Source organism: Streptomyces californicus, from assembly GCF_000717645.1.
Lineage (GTDB): Bacteria > Actinomycetota > Actinomycetes > Streptomycetales > Streptomycetaceae > Streptomyces > Streptomyces californicus.
Genome location: NZ_JNZZ01000008.1, coordinates 225188 through 240957 on the forward strand (window position 1 = coordinate 225188; position 15770 = coordinate 240957).

14 protein-coding genes are annotated in these 15770 nt (G+C 74.0%); 13 read left to right on the plus strand and 1 reads right to left on the minus strand.

What is annotated here, in order from left to right; all coding sequences use genetic code 11:
* Positions 1-9 precede the first annotated feature (9 nt).
* Positions 10-558: a YbjN domain-containing protein gene (locus tag IF19_RS0112970; RefSeq protein WP_030113466.1), complete on the plus strand. Its 549-nt coding sequence runs from the start codon at positions 10-12 to the stop codon at positions 556-558.
* 107 nt (positions 559-665) lie between these two features.
* Here the strand turns inward: IF19_RS0112970 and IF19_RS0112975 are convergent, their stop codons facing one another.
* Positions 666-1868, minus strand: coding sequence for a pyridoxal phosphate-dependent aminotransferase (locus tag IF19_RS0112975; RefSeq protein ID WP_030113465.1), 1203 nt, complete (start codon positions 1866-1868; stop codon positions 666-668).
* Between the two features lie 828 nt (positions 1869-2696).
* On the opposite strand from IF19_RS0112975, the gene IF19_RS0112980 reads away from it, so the two are divergent.
* From IF19_RS0112980 to IF19_RS0113035, 12 genes are all read left to right on the plus strand, one after another.
* A complete protein-coding gene (locus IF19_RS0112980; RefSeq protein ID WP_030113464.1) occupies positions 2697-3218 on the plus strand; it encodes a DUF2617 family protein in 522 nt (173 codons plus the stop codon).
* 93 nt (positions 3219-3311) lie between these two features.
* The gene (locus tag IF19_RS0112985; RefSeq protein ID WP_030113463.1) at positions 3312-4910 is read left to right on the plus strand and encodes a polyamine aminopropyltransferase; all 1599 of its coding nucleotides are present in this window, start codon (positions 3312-3314) and stop codon (positions 4908-4910) included.
* Positions 4911-5056: 146 nt separating this feature from the next.
* Complete coding sequence (locus tag IF19_RS0112990; RefSeq protein WP_030113462.1) at positions 5057-6040, plus strand: SRPBCC domain-containing protein; 984 nt, start codon at positions 5057-5059, stop codon at positions 6038-6040.
* A 147-nt stretch (positions 6041-6187) separates the two neighbouring features.
* Complete coding sequence (locus tag IF19_RS0112995) at positions 6188-6994, plus strand: aldose epimerase family protein (protein WP_030113461.1); 807 nt, start codon at positions 6188-6190, stop codon at positions 6992-6994.
* A gap of 49 nt (positions 6995-7043) precedes the next feature.
* On the plus strand, positions 7044-7583 hold the full coding sequence (gene pyrE / locus IF19_RS0113000; protein ID WP_030113460.1) for an orotate phosphoribosyltransferase: 540 nt from the start codon (positions 7044-7046) through the stop codon (positions 7581-7583).
* 212 nt (positions 7584-7795) lie between these two features.
* The gene (gene fbaA, locus IF19_RS0113005; RefSeq protein WP_030189383.1) at positions 7796-8827 is read left to right on the plus strand and encodes a class II fructose-bisphosphate aldolase; all 1032 of its coding nucleotides are present in this window, start codon (positions 7796-7798) and stop codon (positions 8825-8827) included.
* A 97-nt stretch (positions 8828-8924) separates the two neighbouring features.
* Entirely contained in the window at positions 8925-10088 is a 1164-nt protein-coding gene (locus IF19_RS0113010; RefSeq protein WP_030113457.1) for a MalY/PatB family protein, read from the plus strand.
* Positions 10089-10165: 77 nt separating this feature from the next.
* Positions 10166-11674 carry an MFS transporter gene (locus IF19_RS0113015; protein WP_030276286.1) on the plus strand — a complete coding sequence of 503 codons (1509 nt, stop codon included), beginning with the start codon at positions 10166-10168 and terminating at the stop codon, positions 11672-11674.
* A gap of 276 nt (positions 11675-11950) precedes the next feature.
* Complete coding sequence (locus IF19_RS0113020) at positions 11951-12364, plus strand: DUF3151 domain-containing protein (protein ID WP_006126322.1); 414 nt, start codon at positions 11951-11953, stop codon at positions 12362-12364.
* 173 nt (positions 12365-12537) lie between these two features.
* A complete protein-coding gene (locus IF19_RS0113025; protein WP_030113454.1) occupies positions 12538-13386 on the plus strand; it encodes a tryptophan 2,3-dioxygenase family protein in 849 nt (282 codons plus the stop codon).
* The gene (gene kynU, locus IF19_RS0113030; RefSeq protein WP_030113453.1) at positions 13379-14620 is read left to right on the plus strand and encodes a kynureninase; all 1242 of its coding nucleotides are present in this window, start codon (positions 13379-13381) and stop codon (positions 14618-14620) included. The genes IF19_RS0113025 and kynU overlap by 8 nt, the downstream gene beginning before the upstream one ends.
* Before the next feature lie 123 nt (positions 14621-14743).
* Positions 14744-15760 carry an alpha/beta hydrolase gene (locus tag IF19_RS0113035; protein ID WP_030113452.1) on the plus strand — a complete coding sequence of 339 codons (1017 nt, stop codon included), beginning with the start codon at positions 14744-14746 and terminating at the stop codon, positions 15758-15760.
* The last annotated feature ends 10 nt before the right edge of the window (positions 15761-15770 follow it).

Genomic DNA, 15770 nt, shown 5'->3' on the forward strand with positions numbered 1-15770 from the left:
GAAATAACGGTGAGCATCGATCCGTCCTCGATTCCTAATTTCGGGGGCCAGCCCGAACCGCAGGCGGCAGGACCGGAGGGCCCCGTCGTCCCTGACCAGGACCTCGTCAAGCAGCTCCTCGACCAGATGGAGCTGAAGTACGTCGTCGACGACGAGGGCGACCTCGCGGCGCCGTGGGAGGAGTTCCGGACGTACTTCATGTTCCGCGGCGAGGCGGAGCAGCAGGTCTTCTCGGTCCGTACGTTCTACGACCGCCCGCACGCCCTGGACCAGCGTCCCGTCCTGCTGGACGCCATCGACGACTGGAACCGCCGCACCCTGTGGCCCAAGGTCTACACCCACGCCCACGAGGGCGAGGGCGAGGAGGCGGGCTCCGTCCGGCTGATCGGTGAGGCGCAGATGCTCATCGGCACCGGTGTGAGCCTGGAGCACTTCGTCTCCTCGACGGTGAGCTGGGTGCGCGCCTCGATCGAGTTCGACAAGTGGCTCGTGGAGCACCTCGGCATCGAGCCCGCCGAGGGCAAGCCGGCGGAGGGCGAGGAGCCCGCGGGCGCCTAGCGGCCGGCAGCCCCCGCAGCCTCCGGCAGCCGACGAGACGGCCCGGGAGACGGTCACCACGACCGCCTCCCGGGCCGTTTCCGTGCGGTGCGTGCCGTCCGGGTTCCTCAGCCCGTCAGCCGCCCGAGGCGGGTGACCGCCTCCTCCAGGACCTCGTCCTTCTTGCAGAACGTGAAGCGGACCTGGCTGCGGCCCGCCTCCGGGTCGTCGTAGAAGACCGAGTTCGGCACCGCCGCCACCCCGCAGCGCTCCGGCAGGGCGCGGCAGAAGGCGTAGGCGTCCTCGTCGCCGAAGGGGGCGATGTCGGTGGTGATGAAGTACGTCCCCTCCGGCTCGTACACCTGGAAGCCGGCGGCCCGCAGCCCCGTGGCCAGCAGGTCCCGCTTGCGGTGCATGTCCGCGAGGAAGCCCGTGAAGAAGGTGTCCGGGAGGGCCAGCGCCTCGGCGATCGCGTACTGGAACGGGCCTCCGCTCACGAAGGTCAGGTACTGCTTCGCCGAGCGCACCGCCGCCACCAGCGCCGCGTCCCCGGTGACCCAGCCGACCTTCCACCCCGTGTACGAGAACGTCTTGCCGGCGGACGAGATCGAGACCGTGCGCCCGCGCATTCCGGGGAGTGCGGCGATCGGGTGGTGCGCCCCCGTGAAGACCAGGTGCTCGTAGACCTCGTCGGTGACCACGAGCAGGTCGTGTTCCACCGCGAGCGCCGCGATCCCGGACAGTTCGTCGGGCGTGAGCACGGTTCCGGTCGGGTTGTGCGGGGTGTTCAGGAGCAGCAGACGGGTGCGCGGGGTGATGAGGGAGCGCAGTTCGTCGAGGTCCGGGCGGAAGCCGGGGGCGCGCAGCGTGAGCGGTACGCGCCGGGCGCCCGCCATGGCGATGCAGGCGGCGTACGAGTCGTAGTACGGCTCGAATGCGATGACCTCGTCCCCGGGTTCCAGCAGGGCCAGCAGGGAGGCGGCGATCGCCTCGGTGGCCCCGGTGGTCACCAGGATCTCGGTCTCGGGGGACCAGCTCAGCCCGTAGAAGCGCTCCTGGTGGGCGGCGACGGCTGCGCGCAGCTCCGGGACGCCGGGGCCCGGCGGGTACTGGTTGCCCCGGCCGTCGCGCAGCGCTCGTACGGCCGCCTCGCGGATCTCCTCGGGGCCGTCGGTGTCGGGGAAGCCCTGGCCGAGGTTGATCGAGCCGGTCCGCAGGGCCAGCGCGGACATCTCGGCGAAGATCGTCGTGCCGAACGCGGCGAGGCGGCGGTTGAGCAGCGGCCGCCCCTCTTGCTCCGACGTTTCCTGAGTGGCTCGTCCCTGTGTCATGGGCGCCATCCTGGGCCCAAGCTCTGGAGTTGCTCAAGTCCGCTTTGGCGCGCGAGCGGCTGGGGAATCCCCCTCTCACACATCGACGGGGAAGCGACGGGGGACCTCGCTTCGGGGGAAGAAAGGCGGTGGGGAACATGGGTGTCCTCATCTCGGCAGTGGCCGCCGTGGTCGTCGTCGGAGGGCTGCTGGCCGTCCGGCGGTCGCAGGCGGCCGGTTCGGCGAAGGCCAGGGGGAAGGGGCGGGCCGGCGCCGGGCGCCGGCGTTCCGGGGGCGGTTCGTCCGACGGCGGAGGCGGCTGGTGGGCGGGCGACTCCGGCTCTGGCGACTCCGGTTCCAGCGATTCGGGCGGGCACTCCGGCGGCCACTCGGGCGGTCACTCCTGCGGCGGCGGCTCGTCGTGCGGGGGCGGTTCGTCCTGCGGCGGCGGGGGAGGGTGCGGCGGCGGGAGCTGAGTCCCGCTCCGGCCGCACCGCCGAGTACGACCGGCGGGGGGCCGGTCGCGGGGCGCGGCGCAGGTCCCGCCACCGTCACCGACAGTGAGCGGGGAGACGGGCGTCCGGAGGGTGAACTCCCTTCGGACGCCTTTTCGTTGAGCGACGCGGACGTTTTCGGTTGAACAAGTGAACCCGTGGGCCCCCGAGGGGATGGAAACCACGGCAAGTTGGGCGAAAACGCTGTGGGCGCGGCGTACTTCGTGCTTCTCTCGACGGAGAGAACCTTCAGCCCTCGGACCTCAGTTGGACCAGATCGGGCGACCCGCCTCCCGCGTGCGTTCCGCCGGGGGCGCCCGCTGTCCAGGTGTCCATGTGTTTGCGGAGCCCACCCATGCTCACCACCCTCCAGACGGCCTACTCCGACACCCGCGCCGCCGACCTGGCCTGGATGCTGGGGCGGGAGCCGCTGCCCGCCCTGGCGGTCCTCGACCTCCGGCTCGGCGCGGCCGACCTCCAGATGAGGCTGCTCGGCGCCTCCCATCAGGTCCTCCTCCGCGAGGAGGGTGCGACCTGTTCCGAGACCGTCGCGTGCATGCCGGGCAGCAGCACCCCGCTGCCGCTCGGCGTCTCGAAGCGCCTCGGCGACCGGGAGTACGAGTTCGCCGCCCGCGTCGAATCGTTGACCCGGGGTCAGTTCGCGGGCCGCGCCCAGGAGTTGCTCGCCCTCGTCAGCGACCACCCGCACGGGCTGGTGGGCACCTTCCCCGGCAGCCCGTACGCCTTCACCGCGATGCTCGCCCATCGCACCGAGGGCCAGGTGCGGTGGCGCACGTGGCACGCGTACCCGCAGGAAGGGCAGTTGGTGGTGACCCGGACGCGGGTCGGGGTACGGGTCCCCGCGGCGGCGGTCTGAGCGGGGACGGTCCGGGCGGAGGCGGTCCCGGCCGCGGTACTTACACCCGTGTGGGTGACAAGGTGCGACGGCTCCGTGACGTAGCGTTCCCTCATGATCGACCAGCACACGTCGCTGCGAGGGGGCGCGGCGGGGCTTCCCGTACGGCCGAGGACCGGACGGCTCCTCGTGCTGGCCGCGGTTTTCGTCTGCGCCGCCTGCGGCCTCGTCTACGAGCTCGAACTGGTGGCGCTCGCCTCGTACTTGATCGGGGACTCGGTCACACAGGCGTCGGTCGTGCTCTCCGTGATGGTGTTCGCGATGGGCATCGGCTCGCTCCTCGCGAAACGTTTGCGCTGCCATGCCGCCGTCGGCTTCGGGCTGCTGGAGGCGGCCCTCGCGCTGATCGGCGGCTCCTCGGCGCTCGTGCTCTACGCCTCCTTCGCCTGGCTCGGTGAGTCGCAGTACGTCCTGGTCGGGTTCTCGCTGGCGATCGGGGTGCTGATCGGGGCGGAGATCCCGCTCCTGATGACGCTGATCCAGCGTGTCGACCGGCAGGACGCGGGCGGGGCCGTCGCCGACCTCTTCGCCGCCGACTACGTGGGCGCGCTCGTCGGCGGGCTCGCCTTCCCCTTCCTGCTGCTGCCGATGCTGGGGCAGTTGACCGGCACGCTGTTCACCGGCTCGGTCAACGCGGCGGCGGGCGGTGCGCTGGTCCTGTGGGTGTTCCGGCGCGACCTCAGCGCCCGCTCCCGGTGGCTCCTCGTCCTGGCCAACGTCTCGGTGATCGCCGTGCTGGCGACGGCCACCGTGCTCGTCGACGACTTCGAGCGGGCCGCGCGCCGGGCGGTCTACGGGGACCAGGTGCGGGTCGCCGTGCAGACCGGGGTGCAGGAGGTCGTCCTGACCGGCGCCGACCGCGACTCCCTGGACCTCTACCTGGACGGCCGGCTGCGGGTCAGCGCCCGCGACGAGTACCGCTACCACGAGGCCCTGGTCCACCCCGCCATGAACGGGCCCCGTGCCCGCGTGCTCATCCTGGGCGGCGGCGACGGGCTCGCCGCCCGCGAGGTGCTGCGCTACGACGACGTCCGCTCGGTCACCGTCGTCGAGCTGGACCCCGAGGTCACCCGACTGGCCCGGACCGACCCCGCCCTCTCCGAGCTGAACGGCCACGCCTTCCGCGATCCGCGCCTGACCGTGGTCTCGGCGGACGCGTTCCCCTGGCTCCGGGCCGACCGGGGGCGCTACGACGTGGTGGTCTCCGACCTCCCCGACCCCGGCATCACCGCCAGCACGAAGCTGTACTCCGCCGAGTTCTACGGGCTGGTCGCCGAGGCCCTCGCCCCGGACGGGCGGCTGGTGGTGCACGCCGGACCGCTGGGCGCCCGGCCGCAGACCTTCTGGACGGTGGAGGCGTCGGTGCGCGCGGGCGGCCTCGCGCCCCGCCCGTACCGCGTCACCGGCCGGTACGGGGGCTTCGCCGCGAGCCCGGACCGGGGCGGCGACGACGACCGGGAGCGGGAGGACTGGGGCTTCCTCCTCGCCGGTCCGGGTGCCGCCCCGCAGGTCGTGCTGGGCGCCGGAGGTCCCGAACCGCGCTCGCTGGAGGGCCCGGAGCTGCGGGAGGGCGCGCGGGAGGCGGCCGGCGCCCGGCTGCCGGGCCTCGCTCCGTCGACGCTGATCCACCCGCGGTACTGGGAGGAGGTGTGAGGCGGGGGCGGGCCGGTGGGGGCGTACCTCGCCGGGGGAGTGCGGGGCCCCGCGAGGGGCGCGGGGGCGGTCCGGCGGGTGCGGGGCGGCTTTCGGCGGGCGGAACCGCTGACGTCCGGGCCGGGGGCGGATTAGGCTCGGTTGCCATGGAGCATGAGGTGTTCGTTCCGGTCCCCGTCCCGACCCTGCTGCGGACGCTGGGGGACCCCGCCCGGGTCGCCCGCTGCGTGCCCGGCTTCCAGCAGGACGCCGACGCGTCGGCGTCGCCCCTGGCGGGCCGGCTGAAGCTGCGGGCCGGCGGCCACACCATCACGTACCGGGGCGAGCTGCGGCTCACCGGCCCGGGGGACGGCGACGGCCCGGACGGGCCGCGCCTCTCGGTGACCGGTACGGGGGCTGAGGCCCGGGGCGACGGTGCGGTCGAGGTGGCCCTGACCCTCGCCCTCACCGCGAAGGACGGCGGGACGATGCTGACGTACAGCGGCACGGCCGAGGGGGACGGGCGGCTGGCCGAGCTGGAGGACGGCGCTGCCCTCGCGGCCGCCCACCGGCTCCTGGACCGCTTCACCCAGCAGCTGGTGACGGAGTCCCTGGCGGAGCGGGGAGAGGGTGAGGCCGAGGTCAAGGCCGAGGAGGACGCCGGTAGGGACGCGGAGGCCGGGGCCGGGGACGCCGGTAGGGACGCGGGAGCCGAGGACGCCGGTACGGACGCGGGAGCTGAGGACGCCGGTACGGACACCGGGGCCGGCAGCACCGGCACGGACGCGGACGCCGACGGCGCCGGTACGGACGACGCCGGGGGCGACCGTGACCGCGTGGGCGAGGGCCCCGATGACGCCCCCCGTTCCGTGTACGACTCCCCGGTGCCGCCGCCCTCGCTCGACCCCGTCGCCGGGGTGGAGTTCACCGTTCCGGACGAGCCGACCGCCGAGGCCGCGCACGCCCGGCGCACCATGATCGGGCGCAGCGCCGAGGAGGTCGACCACGCGCCCCCGCGCGGCCGGTACGCCCCCGTGCCGTCCATGGACACGGGCGGCACGAACACCACCCTGCGGTGGGTCGCCCCCGCCGCCGCCCTCGCACTCGCCTCCGCCGTGGTGCTCGGCCGGGCGCTGCGCCGCCGGAGGTAGTCCACGCCACGGGCGGCGGAAGCAGGGCGCCGCCCGAGCCCCTGAGCCCAGCCGCGTCAACGGCAGGCCACCGTGGGAACCGCGGCCGGCCGCGGGCCACCCGGCACACCGCGGGCGATCGCGCGCGTGGGCCAGTAGGGTCGTCGGGTGAGCAGCAGCGAAGAGAACGTCAGGCTGACCGTCGGCGAAGCCGAGTTGACCGTCGACCCCCTCCACGGCTGCCGGATCAGCAGCCTGCGGATCGGCGGCACCGAGCTGCTCCGCCAGGGCGACCGGTACGGCTGCTTCCCGATGGTCCCCTGGTGCGGGCGCACCGGCCACGGGCGGTTCCGCAACGGCGGCGTGCTCCACGAACTGCCGCTCAACTCCCCGCCGCACGCCATCCACGGCACCGGCCGGGACACCTCCTGGACTCCGGCGTACACGGCCGCCGACGTGGCCGAGGGCCGGGCCGCGTTCTACTACGACCTCGCCGCGCCCTGGCCGTACGAGGGCCGGGTGACGCAGACCTTCGAGCTGACCGGGGACTCCCTCACGCTGGGCCTCGCCGTGGAGACGTACGGCGACTCCTTCCCGGCCCAGGCCGGCTGGCACCCCTGGTTCCGCCGCAACCTCGGCGGCGAGGACGCCCGGATCGCCTTCGAGCCCGCCTGGCAGGAGGAACGGGGCGCGGACCACCTGCCGACCGGGAAGCGCATCGACCCCGTACCCGGGCCGTGGGACGACTGCTTCGGCATGCCGGACGGCGTGGACGTGAAGCTCACCTGGCCGGAGCAGTTCGAGCTGAGCGTGAAGAGCCGCAGCGAGTGGGTGGTCGTCTACGACGAGCAGGACGAGGCGGTGTGCGTGGAACCGCAGTCCGGGCCGCCGAACGGGCTGAACACCGCGCCCCGCCTGGTGACCCCGATCGACCCGCTGGAGATGGGCGCGGTCTGGAGCTGGACGCGGCTCTGAGCCGATGCCCGGCAGGGTGTGGCCCGCCGCACCGCTTACCCTCGTGGTCATGACTGACGTACGCGCTGACCTGCTCCAGCAGATCAAGGAAAAGGCCGTGGTGCACGGCAAGGTGACCCTCTCCTCGGGTCTGGAAGCCGACTGGTACATCGACCTGCGCCGGATCACGCTGGACGGCAAGGCCGCGCCGCTGGTCGGCCAGGTCATGCTCGACGCCACCGCCGAGCTGGACTACGACTGCGTCGGCGGGCTGACGCTCGGCGCCGACCCGGTCGCCACCTCGATGCTGCACGCCTCCGCCGCACACGGTGAGAGCCTGGACGCCTTCGTCGTCCGCAAGGCGCAGAAGGCGCACGGGATGCAGCGCCGGATCGAGGGCACCGATGTGAAGGGCCGCCGCTGCCTGGTCGTCGAGGACACCTCGACCACGGGCGGTTCGCCGCTGACCGCCGTCGAGGCGGTGCGCGAGGCGGGCGGCGAGGTCGTCGCCGTCGCCGTGATCGTCGAGCGCGGGGCCGCCCCGGCCATCGCCGAGGCCGGTCTCCCGTATGTGCACGTCTACTCGGTGGCGGACCTCGACCTCGCCTGAGCCGGACGCGTACGCAAGGTGACCTGCGGTTTTCGTCAGGGGTGGACCGTTTCACGTGAAACGGTCCACCCCTGACCCATAACCGTCCGGTATCCAACGGGGTCCGCCGGGTGGAGCCCGGGGGTGAGTCTGGGAAGATGGGGGCGACGATGACGTCGCCCCCAGGTCAGGGACTCACGCCTGCACACCCGCACATCCCAAGGAGCGGTCAGATGCCCATCGCAACCCCCGAGGCTTACGCCGAGATGCTCGACCGGGCCAAGGCGGGCAAGTTCGCCTACCCGGCCATCAACGTGACCTCGTCCCAGACCCTGCACGCCGCCCTGCGCGGCTTCGCGGAGGCCGAGAGCGACGGCATCGTCCAGATCTCCACCGGCGGTGCGGAGTTCCTGGGCGGCCAGTACAACAAGGACATGGTCACCGGCGCGGTCGCCCTGGCCGAGTTCGCGCACATCGTCGCCGCGAAGTACGACGTCACCATCGCACTGCACACCGACCACTGCCCCAAGGACAAGCTGGACGGCTACGTGCGTCCGCTGCTCGACGTCTCCGCCGAGCGCGTCGCCAAGGGTCTGAACCCGCTGTTCCAGAGCCACATGTGGGACGGTTCCGCCGAGACCCTCGCCGACAACCTGGCCATCGGCCAGGAGCTGCTGGCCAAGGCCGCCGCCGCCAAGATCATCCTTGAGGTCGAGATCACCCCGACCGGCGGCGAGGAGGACGGCGTCACGCACGAGATCAACGACGAGCTGTACACGACCGTCGAGGACGCGCTGCGTACGGCCGAGGCGCTCGGCCTGGGCGAGAAGGGCCGCTACCTGCTGGCCGCCTCCTTCGGTAACGTCCACGGCGTCTACAAGCCGGGCAACGTCGTGCTCCGTCCCGAGCTGCTCAAGGACCTCCAGGCGGGCGTCTCCGAGAAGTACGGCAAGCCGGCCGGCAGCCAGCCGTTCGACTTCGTCTTCCACGGCGGCTCCGGCTCCACCGCCGAGGAGATCGCCACCGCGCTGGAGAACGGCGTCGTGAAGATGAACCTCGACACCGACACCCAGTACGCCTTCACCCGCCCGGTCGCGGACCACATGTTCCGCAACTACGACGGCGTCCTGAAGGTCGACGGCGAGGTCGGCAACAAGAAGACCTACGACCCCCGCACCTGGGGCAAGCTGGCCGAGGCCGGCATGGCCGCGCGGGTCACCGAGGCGTGCGCGAACCTGCGCTCCACCGGCACGAAGCTGAAGTAACCGTCCCGTAGTCACGGACGTACGGTGTCGGGCCCGGTCCTCCCCTCCAGGGGGCCGGGCCCGTCGCCGTGCCGGGAGAGAGAGAAGAGGAACCGCTGTGGGCGCGCTCTACGATTTCGACACCGCCGTCGACCGCCGGGGCACCTGGTGCATCCAGTGGGATGGGGTCGCCGACCGCTTCGGGGTCGACGGCCTGCTGCCGTTCACCATCTCCGACATGGACTTCGCCACCGCCCCCGAGGTGCTGGACGCGCTCCGGGACCGTCTGGACCACGGGGTGCTCGGCTACACCACCTGGCAGCAGGACGACTTCCGCTCGGCGATAGCCCACTGGTACGCCACCCGGCACGGCACCGAGGTCGACACCGGGCAGCTGGTCTACGGTCCGTCCGTCCTCAGCCAGCTCTCCCAGCTCCTCCAGATGTGGACGGCCGAGGGGGACGGCGTCGTCGTCCACACCCCCACGTACGACGGTTTCCGCAAGGCGGTCACCGGGCTCGGGCGGGAGCTGCGCGGGGTGCCGGTGGGGGACGAGGAGGCGCTGGAGCGCGAGCTGGCCCGGCCGGACGCGAAGGTCCTGGTGCTGTGCTCGCCCCACAACCCCACCGGCCGGGTGTGGACGGAGGCCGAGCTGGCCCGTACGGCCGAACTGGCCGAACGCCACGGGGTCGCCGTGATCAGCGACGAGATCCACGCGGACTTCGTGCACGAGGGAGGCGTCGGACGCGTCCACGTGCCCTGGACCCGGGTGGCGGGCGGCGGCCGCTGGGCCCTCGTGACCTCCGGCTCGAAGGCGTTCAACTTCCCGGCGCTGACCGGGTCGTACGGCTTCATCGGCGACCCGCACGACCGGACGGAGTTCCTGCGGCGGATGGAGACGGCCGAGGGCCTCGCGTCGCCCGCCGTCCTCTCGCTGACCGCGCACATCGCGGCGTACCGGGAGGGCGCGGCCTGGCTCGACGCGGTCCGGGCGTATGTGGCGGGGAACCTGGAGTACGTCGCCCGGCGGCTCGGCGACGCCCTGCCGGAGCTGGGGTGGACGCCGCCCGAGGCCGGCTACCTGGCATGGCTCGACCTGCGGCCGCTGGGCGTGGACGACGAGGCGCTGCAACGGGTGCTGGTGGAGCGGGAACGGGTCGCGATCATGGGGGGCGCGGTCTACGGGGCGCCCGGGTTCCTCCGGCTGAACGTGGGGTGCCCCCGGGAGAAGGCGGTCCTGGGGGTGGAGGCGCTGGTGCGGGCCGTGGAGACCGTGCGGTAGCGGGGGCTTCGGGGCCCCGCGGGGCCCCGCGGGGCTTCGGGGGTGCGGGAAGGGGCGCCTCGGGGCAGGCTTGCCCCATGGCCGCTGCCTCCGCCGCCTCCGCTCCCGGAGAGATCCGGGTCGCCTCGCCCGCCGGGCGCTGGGTCGTGCTGACGACCGTGCTCGGCTCCAGCATGGCGATGCTGGACTCGACCGTCATCAACGTGGCCCTGCCCCGGATCGGCGCGGACCTCGGCACCGATCTGGCCGCGCTCCAGTGGACCGTCAACGCCTACATGCTCACCCTCGCCGGGCTGATCCTGCTGGGCGGGGCGCTCGGGGACCGGTACGGGCGGCGGCGGGTGTTCGTCGTCGGCGTGGTCTGGTTCGCGGCGGCCTCGCTGCTCTGCGGGCTCGCGCCGAACGCCGGGATCCTCATCGCCGCCCGCGCGCTCCAGGGGGTCGGCGGGGCGCTGCTCACCCCGGGGTCGCTGGCGCTCATCCAGGCGAGCTTCCACCCGGACGACCGGGCGCGGGCCGTCGGGCTGTGGTCCGGGTTCGGCGGGGTCGGGGCGGCGGTGGGGCCGTTCGTCGGCGGATGGCTGGTCGACGGTCCCGGCTGGCGGTGGGTGTTCCTGCTCAATCTGCCGCTCGCCGCGATCTGCGTGCCCGTCGCCCTCCGCCACGTACCGGAGTCGCGTGATCCGGCGGCGCACGGGCGGTTCGACGTGCTGGGGGCCGCCCTCGGGGCGCTGGCGCTCGCCGGGGTGACGTACGCGCTGATCGAGGCCCCGGGGAGGGGCGCGTCGCCGGTGGTGATCGGGTCGGCGGTCGGCGGGCTGGCGCTGGGGGCCGTGTTCGTGGCGGTGGAGCGGCGGCGGGCCGATCCCATGCTGCCGCCGTCGATCTTCCGCTCCCGTCTCTTCACCTCGGTCAACCTGGTCACCTTCTGCGTCTACGCGGCGCTCGGCGGCTTCTTCTTCCTCTCCGCGATCCAGCTCCAGGTGGTGGCCGGGTACTCGGCGCTGGGGGCCGGTACCGCGCTGCTGCCGACCACCGTGCTGATGCTGCTGTTCTCCGCCCGGTCGGGCGAGCTGGGGCGGCGGATCGGACCCCGCATCCCGCTCACCGCGGGGCCGCTGCTGGCCGCCGCCGGGATGCTGCTGATGCTGCGGGTGGGGCCGGACAGCGCGTCCTTCGGCGGGTACGTGAGCGAGGTGCTGCCCGCCGTCGTGGTGCTGGGCACCGGGCTCGTCGTGGTCGTCGCCCCGCTCACCGCGACCGTCCTGGCCGCCGTGGACGCCGGCCGGGCGGGGCTGGCCAGCGGGATCAACAACGCCGCCGCGCGGGCGGCCGGACTCATCGCGGTGGCCGCGCTGCCCCTGCTCGCCGGGATGGGGCCGGAGGCGTACCGGGACGCGGGCGAGTTCGCGGCGACCTTCCGGCGGGCGATGCCGATGTGCGCCGGGCTGCTGGTGGCGGGCGCGGTCCTCGCCTGGTGGACGGTGCGCACCCCGGCCGCCGCCGGCCGGGAGGAGCGGCCCGCGTGCGCGGTGCACTGCGGGGTCACCGCCCCGCCGCTGGAGCCGGAGCACCGGGAAGCATGAGCCGCGACGCGTGAGCCGTCGCCCGTGAGCTGCGGGCGCGTGGGCCGTGACGCCTGAGCCGGGACGCCTGGGCTGCGCGTGTGAGCCGTCGGCCGTGAGCCGCTACGCCTGGGCTGTGGCGCGTGGGCCGTCACGGGTGAGCCTCGGCGCGTGAGCCGTCTGGGCGCTCCGGCCCCGGGCGTGCGCCCACGCCCCGGCGCGCGGCTCCGTCCCGGACGCCGCCCCACGGGCGGGCGCGCGGTGCCGCCGGGGCGTGACGGCAGGCACACTGGACCCATGTCCATCCACGAGAACCTGCTCGGGGGCCCCGCCCCGACCCACCTCCCCGACGACCCCGAGCCGCGCGAGCTGCTCGCCGCGGGCACCCCGCCCGCCGAGGTCGCCGCGAAGTACCCCACCTCCTCGCTCGCCTGGGCGCAGCTCGCCGACGAGGCGTACGAGGGCGGCCGGGTCGTCGAGTCGTACGCGTACGCCCGTACCGGCTACCACCGCGGCCTCGACTCCCTGCGCCGCGCCGGCTGGAAGGGCCACGGCCCCGTCCCGTTCGAGCACGAGCCGAACCGCGGCTTCCTGCGCGCCCTGCACGCCCTGGCGCGGGCCGCCGGGTCGATCGGGGAGACCGAGGAGCACGAGCGCTGCACGACGTTCCTGCGCGACTCCTCGCCGACCGCCGCCGACATCCTGGGCTGAGCCGCCTCCCCGAGCCGCTCCCCGTCCCGGGCCCGGGACGGGGAGCGGCGGAGGGCCTCCCTGACCCGGCCCGGTCCGCACGGAGGCCCTACTATGCGAGCAGGGGACCGGAGCTCCACCACCTCACGGAAGGGGCGGACCGCTACCCGGAAGCTCGTGTCGAGGAGACAGAAATGTCGACCAACCACCCCGACCCCGAAGCCACCGGTGCGGACACCCCGCACCTGGACTTCGCGGGCACGACTCCGTACGAGGACTATGTCCAGGCGGATGTCCTGACCCACCTCCAGCACCTCCGCTCGGACGACCCCGGCGAGATGGTCTTCCTGGTCACCACCCAGGTCATGGAGCTGTGGTTCACGGTCATCGTCCATGAGTGGGAGACCGCCACCCGCGCCCTGCGCGAGGACCGCATACCCGTCGCGCGCGACGCCCTGAAGCGGTCGCTGCGCGAACTGGAGGCGCTCAACGAGTCCTGGCGGCCGCTGGCCGGACTCACCCCCGCCCAGTTCAACTCCTACCGGGGCTCCCTCGGCGAGGGGTCCGGGTTCCAGTCCGCGATGTACCGGCGGATGGAGTTCCTGCTCGGCGACAAGTCCGCCTCGATGCTGGTGCCGCACCGGGGCGCCCCCCGGGTCCACGCCGAGCTGGAGAAGGCGCTCGGGGAGCCCAGCCTGTACGACGAGACCCTGGCGCTGCTGGCCCGGCGCGGGTACGCGATCCCCGAGTCGGTCACCTCCCGGGACCTGACCAAGCGGTACGAGCCCTCGCCCGAGGTCGAGGCCGTGTGGGCGGAGATCTACGCCTCCGACGACCAGAACGACGAACTGGTCCGCCTCGGTGAACTGCTCACCGACGTCGGCGAGCTGGTGTGGCGCTGGCGCAACGACCACCTCGTCGCCACCCGGCGCGCGATGGGCTCCAAGACCGGCACCGGCGGCTCCGCCGGGGTGGCCTGGCTGGAGAAGCGCGCCACGAAGAACGTGTTCCCCGAGCTGTGGACGGCGCGCAGCCATGTCTGAGACCACGGCCACCACGACCGCGGCGGACGGACTCCGCGCGCGGGCGCTGAAGCTCGACGCCGCCGATCCGCTCGCCGGCCGCCGCGCACTCTTCGCGCTCGACGACGGCGTCTACCTCGACGGCAACTCGCTCGGCGCGCTGCCCGTCCACGTCCCCGCCCGGGTGCAGGACGTCCTGGCCCGCCAGTGGGGCGAGCTGCGCATCCGGTCCTGGGACGAGAGCGGCTGGTGGACCGCGCCCGAGCGGATCGGCGACCGGATCGCCCCGCTCGTCGGGGCCGCCGCCGGGCAGATCGTCGTCGGGGACTCGACCAGCGTGAACGTCTTCAAGGCCGTTGTCGCCGCCGCCCGGCTCGCGGGCGAGGGACGCGACGAGATCCTGGTCGACGCGACGACCTTCCCCACGGACGGGTACATCGCCGCCTCCGCCGCCCGGCTGACCGGCCACCGGATCGTGCCGGTCGCGCCCGCCGACGTCCCGGCCGCGCTCGGTCCGCGGACCGCCGCCGTGCTGCTCAACCACGTCGACTACCGCTCCGGCCAGCTCCACGACCTGCCCGGACTGACCGCCGCCGTCCGCGCGGCCGGCGCGGTCGCGGTGTGGGACCTGTGCCACAGCGCCGGCGCGCTCCCCGTGGGGCTGGACGAGCACGGGGTGGACCTGGCGGTCGGCTGCACCTACAAGTACCTGAACGGCGGCCCCGGTTCGCCCGCGTACCTGTACGTCGCCGAGCGCCACCAGGCCGCCTTCGACTCCCCGCTGCCGGGGTGGAACTCGCACGCCGACCCGTTCGGCATGACCCCCGACTACGCCCCGGCCGACGGTTCCGTACGGGGCCGGGTCGGCACCCCCGACATCGTCTCCATGCTGACGCTGGAAGCGGCGCTCGACGTGTGGGACGGGGTGTCGGTGGAAGCCGTGCGGGCAAAGTCCCTCGCGCTGACGGACTTCTTCCTGGAGTGCGTCGAGGCGTACGTCCCGGCGGGCCGGGTCACCTCCGTCACCCCGGCCGCGCACGCCGAGCGCGGCAGCCAGGTCGCCCTGCGCTGCGACGACGCGGAGCCCGTGATGCGCCGCCTCATCGAGCGGGGCGTCGTGGGTGATCTGCGGCGGCCGGACGTGCTGCGGTTCGGCTTCACCCCGCTGTACGTGGGGTACGCCGACGCGGAACGGGCGGCGCGGGTGCTCGCCGACGTACTGGCGGAGCCGGAGCTGGCTCGGGGCGCTTCCTGATGTGACGTCAGGAGTGGTGTGAGCCAGGCGGGGACGGTACCGGGTGCTGGTACCGTCCCCGCAGGTCAACCCCATTGGGGCAGGGCACCGGCGCAGGCCATGGGCAGAGGACGGTTGAGCAGCATGACGGATTTCCCGGGTTCCCCGGACTCTGCCGCGCGTGAGCGGGACGCGGCCGAGAGCGCCTCCGCGTTCGCCCATCCCGCCGTCGCCCCCGACCGGACCGCCGCCTACGGGGACCACCCCGACCAGGTCGTCGACTTCTACGCCCCGCGCGACGGCCGCACCGGGGCCCCGCTCGTCGTCCTCCTGCACGGCGGCGCCTGGCGGTCCCCGTACGACCGGGCCCACGTCTCCCCGCTCGCGGACTTCCTGGCCCGCCGGGGATTCGCCGTGGCGAACGTGGAGTACCGGCGCGGCGGCGACGACATCCCGCGGCAGCGCGACGGCGCGGAGCCCGGGGCGGGGAGCACCGGGCCGGTCGCGGGGCGCTGGCCGGAGACCTTCGACGACGTGGCCGCCGCCCTCGACGCGATGCCCGCCCTGGCCTCCCGCGAGCTGCCGGGCGCCGATGTGCGGCGGATCGTGGTCTCCGGGCACTCGGCGGGCGGGCACCTCGCCCTGTGGGCGGCGGCGCGGCACGTCCTGCCCGAGGGGTCGCCGTGGCGGCTGCCCGCTCCGCCGTCGCTGCGCGGGGTCGTCGCGCTGGCCCCGATCGCGGACTTCGCCACGGCGGTCGGGCTGGGGGTGTGCGGGGGAGCGGTGACCCAGCTCCTCGGCGGCGAGGCCGGATCGGTCCTCGGCGGAGACGCCGGGGCGGTCCTCGACGGAGACGCCGGGGCCGTCCTCGACGGTGACGCCGGGTCGGCTCTCGGCGGCGACGCCGTCGCGGTGGAGCGCGCGGCCCACGCCGACCCCGGGGTACTGCTGCCGACGGGGATCGCCACCGCGATCGTGCACGGCGTCGAGGACATCGTCGTGCCCCCGGCCGTCTCCGAGGCGTACGTCGACGCGGCGGCCCGGTCCGGTGAGACGGTCGGACTGACGCTGCTCGGCGGGGTCGGGCACTTTCCGCTGATCGACCCGTCCGCCGACGCCTGCGCGGTGGTGGCCGAGGAGCTCGCCCAGCTCGCCTGGTGAACCCCTGCCG

Excerpts from the sequence above, each read along its gene's own strand:
- IF19_RS0112975 (WP_030113465.1), bottom strand. The coding sequence starts at position 1,868 with ATGACACAGGGACGAGCCACTCAGGAAACGTCGGAGCAAGAGGGGCGG.
- IF19_RS0112980 (WP_030113464.1), top strand. The coding sequence starts at position 2,697 with ATGCTCACCACCCTCCAGACGGCCTACTCCGACACCCGCGCCGCCGAC.
- IF19_RS0112985 (WP_030113463.1), top strand. The coding sequence starts at position 3,312 with ATGATCGACCAGCACACGTCGCTGCGAGGGGGCGCGGCGGGGCTTCCC.
- IF19_RS0112990 (WP_030113462.1), top strand. The coding sequence starts at position 5,057 with ATGGAGCATGAGGTGTTCGTTCCGGTCCCCGTCCCGACCCTGCTGCGG.
- pyrE (WP_030113460.1), top strand. The coding sequence starts at position 7,044 with ATGACTGACGTACGCGCTGACCTGCTCCAGCAGATCAAGGAAAAGGCC.
- fbaA (WP_030189383.1), top strand. The coding sequence starts at position 7,796 with ATGCCCATCGCAACCCCCGAGGCTTACGCCGAGATGCTCGACCGGGCC.
- IF19_RS0113015 (WP_030276286.1), top strand. The coding sequence starts at position 10,166 with ATGGCCGCTGCCTCCGCCGCCTCCGCTCCCGGAGAGATCCGGGTCGCC.
- IF19_RS0113020 (WP_006126322.1), top strand. The coding sequence starts at position 11,951 with ATGTCCATCCACGAGAACCTGCTCGGGGGCCCCGCCCCGACCCACCTC.
- IF19_RS0113025 (WP_030113454.1), top strand. The coding sequence starts at position 12,538 with ATGTCGACCAACCACCCCGACCCCGAAGCCACCGGTGCGGACACCCCG.
- kynU (WP_030113453.1), top strand. The coding sequence starts at position 13,379 with ATGTCTGAGACCACGGCCACCACGACCGCGGCGGACGGACTCCGCGCG.
- IF19_RS0113035 (WP_030113452.1), top strand. The coding sequence starts at position 14,744 with ATGACGGATTTCCCGGGTTCCCCGGACTCTGCCGCGCGTGAGCGGGAC.